This is a genomic window from Pseudomonas sp. OVF7 (assembly GCF_030644265.1).
Taxonomy (GTDB): domain Bacteria; phylum Pseudomonadota; class Gammaproteobacteria; order Pseudomonadales; family Pseudomonadaceae; genus Aquipseudomonas; species Aquipseudomonas gorinensis.
The window spans coordinates 3,356,408-3,368,686 of record NZ_CP128996.1 but is presented as its reverse complement, the minus strand read 5'-3'; the positions used below and the strand labels follow the sequence as shown (position 1 = coordinate 3,368,686).

Sequence of the window (12,279 nt, the reverse complement as noted above, 5' to 3'; positions counted from 1 at the left end):
TACGGGAACCCGCGTTTCTTCGGCCTTTTGTGTGAGCCATGGTCATGTCCGACTACCTGCTGCAAATGAACGGCATCGTCAAAACCTTTGGCGGTGTCCACGCGCTGAACGGCATCGATATCAAGGTGCGGCCGGGGGAATGTGTCGGCCTGTGCGGTGAGAACGGTGCCGGCAAGTCGACCTTGATGAAGGTGCTGTCGGCCGTCTATCCGCACGGCACCTGGGAGGGTGAAATCCTCTGGGACGGGCAACCGCTCAAGGCCCAGTCCATCAGCGAAACCGAGGCCGCCGGTATCGTCATCATCCACCAGGAACTGACCCTGGTGCCCGACCTGTCGGTGGCCGAGAACATCTTCATGGGCCACGAGCTGACCTTGCCCGGCGGGCGCATGAACTACCCGGCGATGCTGCACCGCGCCGAAGCGTTGATGCGCGAACTCAAGGTGCCGGACATGAACGTCGCGCTGCCGGTGTCGCAGTACGGCGGCGGCTACCAGCAACTGGTGGAAATCGCCAAGGCCCTGAACAAAAAGGCGCGCTTGTTGATCCTCGACGAGCCCTCTTCGGCCCTGACCCGCTCTGAGATCGAGGTGCTGCTCGACATCATCCGCGACCTCAAGGCCAAGGGCGTGGCCTGCGTGTACATCTCCCACAAACTCGATGAAGTGGCGGCGGTGTGCGACACCATCTCAGTGATTCGCGACGGCAAACACATCGCGACCACCGCCATGGCCGATATGGATATCCCGCGCATCATCACGCAGATGGTCGGACGCGAGATGAGCAACCTCTACCCCACCGAGCCCCATGCCGTGGGCGAGGTGATCTTCGAGGCGCGCCACGTGACTTGCTACGACGTCGACAACCCCAAGCGCAAACGCGTCGACGATATTTCCTTCGTGCTCAAGCGCGGCGAAATCCTCGGCATCGCCGGCTTGGTGGGCGCCGGGCGCACGGAGCTGGTGTCGGCGCTGTTCGGCGCCTACCCCGGCCGCTACAGCGCCGAGGTGTGGCTGGACGGCCAACTGATCGACACGCGCACGCCGCTTAAATCGATCCGCGCCGGGCTGTGCATGGTGCCCGAGGACCGCAAGCGCCAAGGCATCATTCCCGACCTGGGCGTGGGCCAGAACATCACCCTGGCGGTGCTCGACACCTATGCGCACCTGACCCGTATCGACGCCGAGGCCGAACTGGGCAGCATCGACCAACAGATCGCGCGCATGCACCTCAAGACGGCCAGCCCGTTCTTGCCGATCACCAGCCTGTCCGGCGGCAACCAGCAAAAAGCCGTGCTGGCGAAAATGCTGATGGCCAAGCCCAAGGTGCTGATCCTCGACGAGCCCACACGCGGGGTGGATGTGGGGGCCAAGTATGAGATCTACAAACTGATGGGCGCGCTGGCGGCCGAAGGTGTATCGATCATCATGGTCTCGTCGGAGCTGGCCGAAGTGCTCGGCGTGTCCAACCGCGTGCTGGTGATCGGCGACGGCCAGTTGCGGGGCGACTTCATCAACGAGGGGCTCACCCAGGAACAGGTGCTCGCCGCCGCGCTCAGCCAAAACAATAATAACGATCGGAAAACCGCGTAGATGAATCAGGTCAAACAGCTGTTTACCCGCTACAAAATGCTCGCCCTGGTGATCGCCGTGGCGTTTATCTGGCTGTTTTTCAGCTGGCAGACCGAGGGCGGTTTCCTCACTCCGCGCAACCTGTCCAACCTGCTGCGGCAGATGTCGATCACCGGGATCCTGGCCTGCGGCATGGTGCTGGTGATCATCAGCGGGGAGATCGATTTGTCGGTGGGCTCATTGCTCGGCTTGCTCGGCGGGCTCGCGGCGATCCTGGATGTGGTCTATCACATGCCGTTGCTGGCCAACCTCAGCCTGGTGGCGCTGTGTGGCTTGATGATCGGTTTGGCCAACGGCTACATGACCGCCTACCTGCGCATCCCGTCGTTTATCGTTGGCCTGGGTGGCATGTTGGCGTTTCGCGGGATTCTGCTGGGGATTACCGGCGGCACCACCATTGCGCCGGTGTCGCCATCGCTGGTGTATGTGGGCCAGGGGTATTTGCCGCATTCGGTGGGGCTTGGCCTTGGGGTCCTGCTGTTTGCCCTGACCCTGTTCTTGACCTGGAAACAACGGCGCAACCGCGCACTGCACGGGTTGGCCGCGCACTCGCTGGTGCGGGACGTACTGCGCGTGGTGGTGATCGGCGCGGTGCTGGCTGGGTTCGTCACCACCCTCAACAGCTACGACGGCATTCCTGTGCCGGTGCTGCTGTTGCTGGTGCTGCTTGGCGTGTTCAGCTACGTCACCAGCCAGACCGTGTTCGGCCGCCGCGTGTATGCGGTGGGCAGCAACATGGAAGCCACGCGCCTGTCAGGTATCAATGTGCAGGCGGTGAAACTGTGGATCTTCGGGATCATGGGCGTGATGTGCGCCCTCGCCGGCCTGGTCAACACCGCGCGCCTCGCGGCGGGCTCACCGTCGGCGGGCAATATGGGCGAACTCGACGCCATCGCTGCGTGCTTCATCGGCGGTACATCCATGCGCGGCGGCTCGGGCACGGTGTATGGCGCGCTGCTCGGGGCGCTGGTGATCACCAGCCTGGATAACGGCATGTCGATGCTGGATGTGGACAGTTATTGGCAGATGATTGTGAAGGGCAGCATCCTGGTGCTGGCGGTGTGGGTGGATGTGAGTACCCGCACAGGTCGGCGGTAGGAATGCAGGATAAATGTGGGAGGAGGCTTGCCCCCGATAGCCGTGTGTCAGTCATACAGGTATCAACTGACCCTCCGTCATCGGGGGCAAGCCCCCTCCCACATTGACCGCCTCAAACTGTGGGAGGGGGCTTGCCCCCGATGGCGGTCGGTCAGTCGACGTCTACAGTGCCAGCAGCTTTCTTGAATGGGGTAACACCAAGATAAAAGAGGTAGGCAATCGCTCCCCACGTCAATAGCTGATGATTGGCCACCCAAAATGCTTCGACCACCTTCAACCCCGTGCGCTCGCGACCCGTTTATCACATTTTTTTGACGTTTTTTTCTCATTCCCGGCTCTACATTCGCCGCGCCTAAACATGCAAATGATTCCTATTGGTTTCGTCTCAATCGACCTCTAGCGGATTTCCCGTGTCGCCATACAAACCCGGAGCGCTCACCGCATGACCACCCGCCTTCCTTCGTTCGTCAAAAAAGCCCTGCTGGCCACCGCCCTGGTCAGCGCCGGGCATGTGTATGCCGCCAGCGAGCCGGTCGGCATCGTGGTCTACAACGCCCAGCATGAAAGCCTCACCAAGGCCTGGGTCGAAGGGTTCACCCAGGAAACCGGGATTCCGGTGACGATCCGCAATGGCGACGACACCGAGATGGGTAACCAGCTCGTGCAGGAAGGCGCGGCCTCTCCGGCGGATGTGTTCCTCACCGAAAACTCCCCGGCCATGGTGCTGGTGGACAACGCAGGCCTGTTCGCGCCGGTCGCGCCGACCACCCTGCAACAGGTGGACGCCGCCTACCGCCCGGCTCATGGCAAATGGGTGGGCATCGCTGCGCGCTCCACCGTGTTCGTGTACAACCCGAGCAAACTGAAAGAGGGCGACCTGCCTAAATCCCTGCTGGACCTGGCTTCGCCAAGCTGGAAAGGCCGCTGGGCCGCTTCACCGGCCGGTGCCGACTTCCAGGCCATCGTCGCCGCCGTGCTTGAACTCAAGGGCGAAGCTGCGACCCTCGACTGGCTCAAGGCAATGAAGGCCAACGCGAGCATCTACCGAGGCAACAGCGCCGTGCTCAAGGCCGTCAACGCCGGCCAGGTCGACAGCGGGGTGATCTATCACTATTACAGCTTCGTCGACCAATCCAAGACCGGTGAAAACAGCAAGAACACCCAGCTGCACTACTTCAAGCACCAGGACCCGGGCGCGTTTGTGAGCATCTCCGGTGCCGGTGTCCTGGCCTCCAGCAAGCATCAGGAACAGGCCCAGGCCTTCTTGAAGTGGATCACCGGCAAAGACGGCCAGGCGGTCCTCAAGGACGGCAATTCGTTCGAATACGCGGTCGGCCAGAACGCCCAATCCAACCCCAAACTGATGCCACTGGCGCAACTGGATGCACCTAAGGTCGACGCGTCGAAACTCAACAGCAAAAAGGCTGTCGAGCTGATGACCCAGGCCGGACTGCTCTGATTGTTGCCTGAATCGTCGATACCCGGCATCGCCCACGCGCCGCTACGCAAACGCCCCCACGGACTGTTCAAAAGCCGTGGGGGCACGTGGGTCACCAGTTTGTCGGTACTGGTTTCGTTGTTGGCGCTGCTGCCGATTGCGTTTGTGATCGGCGTGTCGTGGCAAATCGGCTGGGCGCAAATCGAAGCGCTGGTATGGCGCCCTCGCGTCGGCGAGTTGCTGACGAACACCGTGCTACTGGTGCTGTTCACCTTGCCGTTGTGCATCGTATTGGGCGTCGCGCTCGCGTGGTTGACCGAGCGCACCGACCTGCCCGGCCGCCGTGCCTGGTCGTTGCTGGCGGTCGCGCCGCTGGCAGTGCCGGCGTTTGTGCACAGTTACGCGTGGGTCAGCCTGGTGCCGTCGATCCATGGACTGCCGGCCGGTGTGCTGGTGTCGGTGATCGCCTATTTCCCGTTTCTGTACCTGCCGGTGGCGGCGACCCTGCGCCGGCTGGACCCTGCGATTGAAGACGTGGCCGAATCCCTGGGCCTCAAGCCCTGGGCGGTGTTCCGGCGGGTGGTGTTGCCGCAGTTGCGCCTGGCGATCTGCGGCGGTGCGCTGTTGGTCGGCCTGCATCTGTTGGCCGAATATGGCCTGTACGCGATGATCCGCTTCGACACCTTCACCACGGCGATTTTCGATCAGTTCAAGTCCACCTTCAACGGCCCGGCGGCCAATATGCTCGCGGCGGTGCTGGCCCTGTGTTGCCTGGCGATGCTCACCGTCGAATCCGCCTCGCGCGGCCATGCACGTTATGCCCGGGTCGGTTCCGGCAGTGCCCGTGAGCAACGCATCGTGCGGCTGAGCGCCGTCACCCGCATGCTCTCCCTCGGCTTGCAAGCCGCAACCTGTGCATTGGCCCTCGGCGTGCCGCTGGTCACCCTGGGCAAATGGCTGGTCGCCGGTGGGCGTGAGGTCTGGCAGTTCAGCGAGCTGCTGCCGGCGCTGGAGCAAACCGTGCTGCTGGGCATTGCCGGTGCGGTGTTGACCACCTGCGCGGCGGTACCGATTGCCTGGCTGTCGATTCGTGCGCCGGGGCGCCTGCAACGCATCCTGGAAAGCTGCAACTACATCACCAGTTCGTTGCCCGGCATTGTCGTGGCACTGGCGCTGGTCACGGTGACCATCCACTTCGCCCGGCCAATCTACCAGACGACGATCACCGTGCTGCTCGCCTACCTGCTGATGTTCCTGCCACGGGCGCTGGTGAGCCTGCGTGCGGGCATCGCCCAGGCGCCGGTGGAACTGGAAAACATGGCGCGCAGCCTTGGCCGCTCGCCGGGCCGCGCCCTGTGGCTGATCACGATGCGCCTGGCGGCCCCGGCCGCCGCTGCAGGAGCGGCGCTGGTGTTCCTGGCGATCACCAACGAGCTGACCGCCACCCTGTTGCTCGCGCCCAACGGCACGCGCACCCTGGCCACCGGTTTCTGGGCGATGACCAGCGAGATCGACTACGCCGCCGCCGCGCCTTACGCGTTGATCATGATCCTGCTCTCACTGCCGTTGACCGGCCTCCTCTACCACCAATCCAAACGCACGGCCGGCCGATGAACGCCCTCGAACTCACTGCTCTTTGCAAAACCTTCGGCACCCAAGCGGCCTTGGCCGACGTCAGCCTGGCGGTGCCCAACGGCTGCCGCACGGTGATCGTCGGGCCTTCCGGCTCCGGCAAGACCACCTTGCTGCGGATGATTGCCGGCTTTGAATTCCCCGACAGCGGCAGCCTGACCCTGAACGGCCAGGTGCTGGTCGACGACATCCACGCCGTGCCGGCCCACCAGCGCCAGATCGGTTATGTGCCGCAGGATGGTGCGTTGTTCCCGCACATGACTGTGGCCGACAACATTGGCTTCGGCCTCGCGGCCAAGCACGCTGCACGGCACGAACGCATCGCCGAACTGATGGACAGCGTGGCCCTCGACGCCAACATGGCCCGGCGCTGGCCCCACGAGCTGTCCGGCGGCCAACAGCAGCGCGTGGCGCTGGCGCGGGCCTTGGCGCAACAGCCCCGGCTGATGCTGCTGGATGAACCGTTTTCCGCACTGGACACCGGCCTGCGCTCGGCCATGCGCAAGATGGTGGCGCGGTTGCTGAGTGATGCGAACATCACCACGATCCTGGTCACCCATGATCAGAGTGAGGCGCTGTCGTTCGCCGACCAGTTGGCGGTGATGCGCCAGGGGCGCCTGGTGCAATCGGGTCATCCGATGAACCTTTATCAGTACCCCGTGGACGAACAAACCGCGTTATTTCTCGGCGAAGCCGTGGTCATGTCCGCGCGGATTGAGGCGGGCTGGGCTCACTGTGCGTTGGGCCGCGTGTCGGTCGACAGCCAGGCCAATCATGGTGCGGCACAGATCATGCTGCGCCCCGAGCAACTGCACCTGAGTACCACCGACGAATCCGGCTGCCGTGGCGTAGTCACCGAGCGCGAATTCGGCGGCAATACCTGCACCCTGACCGTGGCGTTGCAACCGGGCGAGGACGCGCCTGGCCAGGCCATCCTGGTGCGCAGCTCGGGCCTGCAAGCGCCAAACATGGGCAGCGTGGTGTATCTCAGCACGGTGGGCATGGCCCATGTGCTGAAAAAACCAGCGGCCCTCAGCCCCCGCTGAGTTTCGCGGTTTACCTTCTCGGGCATAGGCGTGGCCCTGAACCTGTGGGTTGGAGTGAGGACATATCCGTTGCTGCGGTAACGGCCCCTGACAGATCTCCCTGTGGCGAGCGGGCTTGTCCCGCGTTGGGCTGCGAAGCAGCCCCAGTCAAGAAGACCGCCGTGTATCAGACACTCTGTAGAGGCCGGTTGCGGGGCTGCTTCGCAGCCCAACGCGGGACAAGCCCGCTCGCCACAACAACCCTATCTGCCGGGCGTTCCATGGCTGGATCGAGGGGGGTCAGTCTAGGCCCCGCCCCTATTCAAACGCCTGGCGATTCTCCGGTGTGATCAACTTGAACGGCACCCAGACCACCGTCGACTCCAGCACCTCGCCGCGTACCAGGCGCAGTGCGGTGTCCACTGCACCGCCGGCCTGGCCTGCGGCGTCCTGAAACACGCTGACCGCCATCTTGCCCTCAGCCATCAATTTCAAACCGTCCGGGGTGCCGTCGATGCCGCCGACCCAGTAGTCCTTGGCCTGCTTGCCGGCCTTTTCCAATCCCATGATCGCGCCGATCGCCATTTCATCGTTATTGGCCGCGATGATCGAAAAATCGACACCCTGCTTGATCCAGTCAATGACAATCGTGGCAGCCTGGCTACGCTCCCAGTTACCGACTTTTTTCTGGACGACTTTCATATCCGGGTATTTGGCGACGACTTTTTCCACGTCTTCGGTGCGCATCAAGGAGGATGCGTTGGCCGGGTCGCCCACCAGAATCACCACATTGCCCTTGTAACCGGCGCGGCGCGCCAGCTCTTCCATCTGCAACGTCCCTGACTCCAACTCGTTGGAGCCGACAAACGCGGTCTGCGCCGGCCATTTTTCCGGGTTCGGATTGCGGTTGACGAATACCAGCGGGATCTTTGCGTCCGTGGCCAACTGCATCATTTGCGCCGCACTTTTGCCGTCAACCATCGCGACGATAATCGCGTCCACCTTGGCGTTGACCAGGTTGCGGAATTGGCGCATCTGCAAATCGATGCTGTCCTGCCCGTTCTCCATAAAGATGTCGGCGTTCATGACGCTGGCCTGTTGCTGCACCCCATTGCGCAGCAGGGTCTGGAAGTTGTCGTCGTATTTTGCCATGCCCACACCCAGCAAGGGCGTGGCGGCCTGGGTTGGGCCCGGAATGAACAGCGTCGCCCCCAAGGCGAGCATTAACCATGCTTTCATGTTCTGACTCCCGCGGCTCAAACGCTGAAATGATGGAGCAGCTCGCGCTGCACCTTGGCCATGTCCGACAGCTCGTGGCTGCTGATGGCGGACTGCTCGGCACCGTCTGCCGTCTGCTGGGCCGAATCGTTGATCTGGATGACCATCCGACTGGTTTCCTGCACCGTGGCGCTCTGCTGCTCGGTGGCGGCGGCAATCTGAATATTCATGTCGCGGATACTGTCGACCGAATCGCTCATCGACAGCAGCAAGTCACCGGCACCCGAGGCCAGGGACACGCACTGGCTGGACTGCGCCTGGCTTTCGTTCATCACGTGCACCACCGAGTGAATTTTTTCCTGCATGAGCCCGATCATGTCCTGGATTTCGCTGGTCGAGGTCTGGGTACGGCTGGCCAGGGAACGCACTTCATCGGCCACTACCGCAAAACCACGTCCCTGCTCGCCGGCACGGGCCGCTTCGATCGCCGCATTCAGGGCAAGCAGGTTGGTCTGTTCGGCAATGGTGCGAATGGCGACCACAATGCCCTCGATGTTCTGCCCGTACTTCTGCAACTCATCGGTCACCTGCGTGGCTTTGTTCACCTGGTCAGCCTGCTGGCGGATATTGACGATGGTCTCGGCCACGCGCGCCTGCACCTTGTGGGTGAGCTCACTCGTGTCGTCCACGGCCTGGCGGGTGTCCTGCGCGCGCCGGGCCACCTCTTCGACCGTGCTTTCCATCTGCGTCATGGCCGAGGCTGCCGATTGCAACCGGTCCTTCTGCTCATCCACCACACGGGTGGTCTGTTCGCTGTTCAAGGCGTTGCTGCCGGCGGTCACGGCCAGTGCATCGGCAGAGCTGATCAATTCACGGAAGGTTTTCTGCAGGGCCTTGGTCAGTTCGTTCAGGTAACCCCCCAACTCACCGAACTCATCTTTACGGCTGACATCGAAACTGACCCGCATGTCGCCCGCAGTGAGCGTCTTGAGGACTTCGCGAAACGCCGCCAGCGGACGCCGCAAGCTGAAGGCGACCCAGGTGCCAATCAACACCGCCGCCAGCACCGCAAGCACACACGCGATCAACAGCAAGCTGCGGCTGGTGCCGATGGTGGCATTGGCAGACTGACTGGCCTGGTTGGCCACCTCCAGGGACTGGCTGCCAAACTCGCCAATCCTGTCCAGGGTGGCTTTCAGCGCCGCCTCCACCGCATTGCGTTGCTGCTGCACCTGCGCGGCCAGTTTCGCCTCTACCTGATAGGCCTGGAACAAGCCGTCAGGGGCGGTCAGATCCGTCAGCAGGCGGTTGACCATGACCCCGGCAATCCGCCCGACCCGCGGGTCAATCGCCGTCAGGGCCTGGGCCCGGGTGCTGATCACTTCGTCTTGCAGATTGAGCACACGCTGTAATTTATCAATGGCGGGCGTGACAGCATGGGCCGCGAAGCCATCGTAGGATTTGTTGACTTCCAGCAGCAGCTTTTCCGCTGCGGCAACCTGTTGCGGCTCGCCAACACTGCGCGCATGCGCGATGTAATCACGCAAATAGCTGGTCAACTGCATGGCCTGCGCACTGCTGTAGCCTTGCAGTTTGCGCGTCAGCGCCAACTGCTGCACATGTTGCAAGTGGGACGTCATCAACGCCTGCGCCTGTTCGGCGTAGGCCGCTACCTCTTGGCGCTGCTGCGCCAGGTTCGCCCGCAGCGCTTCATGCTCGCCTGTGTAGGCAACGGTGCTGTCGAGTAACTGATTGAACTGGGCGATGCTCTCGGTAAACGGTCGCTTGCCGTCCTCGATCTGCTTGGGGTCGGTGCTGATCTGAATGGCCAGCAACGCCTGGTTGGCGCGCAGGATATGCACATACAGCTCACTGGCGGCCCGGCTCAAGGGCGCCGACTGGCCGGTAATAATGGTCAAGCGACTGCTGATGGACTGCGTGTTCTGATAGCTGATCCCTGCCATGATCAGCAGTAACAGCACCAACACCGCAAACCCGCCGATCACACGCTGCAATATGGTCATGGCCACCCCTTTTGATTTTTATTCGTTGACCTGAGCGACGACCAGGCGTGCCCCTACGAGTTCGGGATCACTCGTGGTGCTAGTGCCTGTATCGGCCGGGTGGGCTGGGACTTGAGCGGTGAAGACAGGCTGTAACGCGCTCAAAAAAATGTGGGAGGGGGCTTGCCCCCGATGGCGGTGTATCAGGCACCTATACAGTGACTGTCACTCCGCTATCGGGGGCAAGCCCCCTCCCACCTACCTGATGAAATCAGGCTGGCTTTTGCACTGGGGTTACTGGCTCAACACCACGTCACGCATCGCCGGAATGTAGCCGTAGTCGTAAGACTCCTGCACAAACGAGCGAGCGCCCTTCAACACGATCCTGACCGTCGGCGCTTCGGTCCCGCCGATGCGGTAGTCATCGCCGGTGGTGGGTACGCTGTCGATGAACGACGTCACCAGGCCGTTGGGCATCACGCAGTGAGAGTACGTCTGGAACGGCTGCGAAGGCGGGTTGCCGAGTACCAGCCCCGACGCATTCATCGGTGCATAGGGGCCGAACAGATGATCGCTGACAAAGCCATAGACGCCATCCGGACCCGTCACGCCATCCGCGTAGGTGAACTTGTGGCTGATGGTGAACAGGTAGTACTTGTTGTCCTGGAACACATAGTGCGGCCGCTCGGTCTGGTCATTCACCCCGACGGCAGTCACCAGCGGCGGCAGGATTTCCCACTCGTCACCGTTGAGGTCCTTGGCCACGGCGATGCCGATGCAACCCACCTGGTAGCGGGCGCCGCCCACGTCCTCATGCCCCGGTGGCACCAGTCCCAGCTCGTTCGGGCCCACTTCGTGAGTCCCGCGCTCGCCGGCCACATTGCCTTCGAACACCATGTACAACTTGCCATCGACGGGGTCGATAAAGGGGCTGGGATCGCGAAAGTTCCAGGTCGCGTTCTGTGCTTCGGTTTGGTAGTAGGTGCCATCGGCGTCGAACAACGACTTGACCTGATCAAAGCCCTGGAGGGTGACACCGGTGTCCGAGGTGACAACCTGGCCCCTGACTTTGGCAATCGTGGCACCCGGCGTGACGCAGGTGTAGTACAGGTCGATATCACCGTTGTTATTCAACAGGATCGGCGTGCCTGCCCATTCACGGGTGGTCGGCGAAACCCCTTCGGCCATGACACGGCCGCCGAAGATCCAGTCCTTACCGGTACGCGAATACCAGTAGCAGATACGCGCATGACCATGGCGGTCTTCCCAATCGCGCTTGATGTCGTAGCGGCCATCGGCGTTGATGAATTGTGGATCATGGGGGCGACGGTCGGCGGTCAGGGTGAAGATCACTGACCAGCCATCCACCGATACCACCGTGCCATCGAGTTCACGCAATGGCATGGTGTCCCAGATAAAGACCGTGTCACTCATGACAGGAAAGTCAGGACTCACTAACGGCTGTGTCGTCGTCGGGTCATTTTCATTAACTTTCAGCGCATCGGCCCGTGTCCAGCGAGTGGGTGTGTGATTCGCATGTTTCATGATGATGTCCTTTTGCTGACGCTTAAGTGACAAGCGAAGATTAAATAGCACCTGACAGCCCGCAACTTAATGGCGACTGAAAGAGCATATGATAGTTGCATCTGCAAGTGCGAAAACAGGTTTAACATGGAAGCCTGAATATCACAACATGAGGGATTATTTAGATTACAAAGGCCATCACTGTGTTTATATCCTTGATATAAATACAGTGGCACTTGCAATAAATGACAGCTCAGTAGAAAGCGAGCCAATCAATTACCGAACACCCGCGCCGCGGCCTTGGCCCCGGCGTTCTTCTGGGTAAAGCCCTTGGCTTGCGCCGCCGTCTTCAAGGTTTGGGCGTCGTTGGAAGTTGCCGTCCATTGTGTTTTAGGCGACTTCTGATGGGTGATCGGCGGCACACTGTTTGTATCAGTGAACATCCCGCTGCCCTTGCCATCCAACATGCCTTTGTTTTGGCTGCGCTCGCCAAAACAATTACGTTCAGAAAGGATATTGGCATTCTGCGCCAGGGTGAAACCGGTCAAGCCGATGAGTTTGCGTTCTGGATAGGACATGAGTTCCCTCTCTCGATATAAAACGGCTCGGTATAACGAGCCTGTGCATCAAGTTAATCCGTTAACTTGCACACAGTGTTTGGCATGGCTGAAGTTGCCGAGTGTTGGTCGATCAGCGCTTAAACACTGTGT

The 12,279-nt window shown here is 61.5% G+C and carries 9 protein-coding genes and 1 pseudogene; 5 read left to right on the top strand and 5 right to left on the bottom strand.

Annotated features, from left to right (window positions below):
- Nucleotides 1-44 precede the first annotated feature (44 nt).
- The 5 genes from xylG (at nucleotide 45) to QU606_RS15465 (ending at nucleotide 6,845) form a co-directional block, all read left to right on the top strand.
- Entirely contained in the window at nucleotides 45-1,592 is a 1,548-nt protein-coding gene (xylG, locus tag QU606_RS15485; RefSeq protein WP_041161155.1) for a D-xylose ABC transporter ATP-binding protein, read from the top strand.
- Entirely contained in the window at nucleotides 1,593-2,729 is a 1,137-nt protein-coding gene (locus tag QU606_RS15480) for a sugar ABC transporter permease (RefSeq protein ID WP_024074736.1), read from the top strand.
- Nucleotides 2,730-3,171: 442 nt separating this feature from the next.
- Entirely contained in the window at nucleotides 3,172-4,188 is a 1,017-nt protein-coding gene (locus QU606_RS15475) for an iron ABC transporter substrate-binding protein (RefSeq protein ID WP_069075718.1), read from the top strand.
- Nucleotides 4,189-5,781 carry an ABC transporter permease gene (locus QU606_RS15470; protein WP_370531100.1) on the top strand — a complete coding sequence of 531 codons (1,593 nt, stop codon included), beginning with the start codon at nucleotides 4,189-4,191 and terminating at the stop codon, nucleotides 5,779-5,781. It abuts the gene before it with no gap.
- Entirely contained in the window at nucleotides 5,778-6,845 is a 1,068-nt protein-coding gene (locus tag QU606_RS15465; protein WP_304998540.1) for an ABC transporter ATP-binding protein, read from the top strand. The genes QU606_RS15470 and QU606_RS15465 overlap by 4 nt, the downstream gene beginning before the upstream one ends.
- 297 nt (nucleotides 6,846-7,142) lie before the next feature.
- Here QU606_RS15465 and QU606_RS15460 read toward each other — a convergent pair whose 3' ends face one another.
- The 5 genes and pseudogenes from QU606_RS15460 to QU606_RS15445 form a co-directional block, all read right to left on the bottom strand.
- The gene (locus QU606_RS15460) at nucleotides 7,143-8,063 is read right to left on the bottom strand and encodes a substrate-binding domain-containing protein (RefSeq protein WP_069075670.1); all 921 of its coding nucleotides are present in this window, start codon (nucleotides 8,061-8,063) and stop codon (nucleotides 7,143-7,145) included.
- Nucleotides 8,064-8,080: 17 nt separating this feature from the next.
- Nucleotides 8,081-8,836, bottom strand: coding sequence for a methyl-accepting chemotaxis protein (locus QU606_RS33005; protein WP_370531119.1), 756 nt, complete (start codon nucleotides 8,834-8,836; stop codon nucleotides 8,081-8,083).
- 102 nt (nucleotides 8,837-8,938) lie between these two features.
- Nucleotides 8,939-9,358 (bottom strand): annotated as a pseudogene (locus QU606_RS33000) (HAMP domain-containing protein); the annotation flags it as partial.
- Between the two features lie 981 nt (nucleotides 9,359-10,339).
- A complete protein-coding gene (locus tag QU606_RS15450) occupies nucleotides 10,340-11,590 on the bottom strand; it encodes a glycoside hydrolase family 68 protein (RefSeq protein ID WP_304998539.1) in 1,251 nt (416 codons plus the stop codon).
- 251 nt (nucleotides 11,591-11,841) lie between these two features.
- Nucleotides 11,842-12,147 (bottom strand): hypothetical protein, encoded by a 306-nt coding sequence (locus tag QU606_RS15445; protein WP_304998538.1) that lies wholly within the window; start codon nucleotides 12,145-12,147, stop codon nucleotides 11,842-11,844.
- Nucleotides 12,148-12,279 lie beyond the last annotated feature (132 nt).

Excerpts from the sequence above, each read along its gene's own strand:
- QU606_RS15445 (WP_304998538.1), bottom strand. The coding sequence starts at position 12,147 with ATGTCCTATCCAGAACGCAAACTCATCGGCTTGACCGGTTTCACCCTG.
- QU606_RS15465 (WP_304998540.1), top strand. The coding sequence starts at position 5,778 with ATGAACGCCCTCGAACTCACTGCTCTTTGCAAAACCTTCGGCACCCAA.
- QU606_RS15480 (WP_024074736.1), top strand. The coding sequence starts at position 1,593 with ATGAATCAGGTCAAACAGCTGTTTACCCGCTACAAAATGCTCGCCCTG.
- QU606_RS15460 (WP_069075670.1), bottom strand. The coding sequence starts at position 8,063 with ATGAAAGCATGGTTAATGCTCGCCTTGGGGGCGACGCTGTTCATTCCG.
- QU606_RS15475 (WP_069075718.1), top strand. The coding sequence starts at position 3,172 with ATGACCACCCGCCTTCCTTCGTTCGTCAAAAAAGCCCTGCTGGCCACC.
- QU606_RS15450 (WP_304998539.1), bottom strand. The coding sequence starts at position 11,590 with ATGAAACATGCGAATCACACACCCACTCGCTGGACACGGGCCGATGCG.
- xylG (WP_041161155.1), top strand. The coding sequence starts at position 45 with ATGTCCGACTACCTGCTGCAAATGAACGGCATCGTCAAAACCTTTGGC.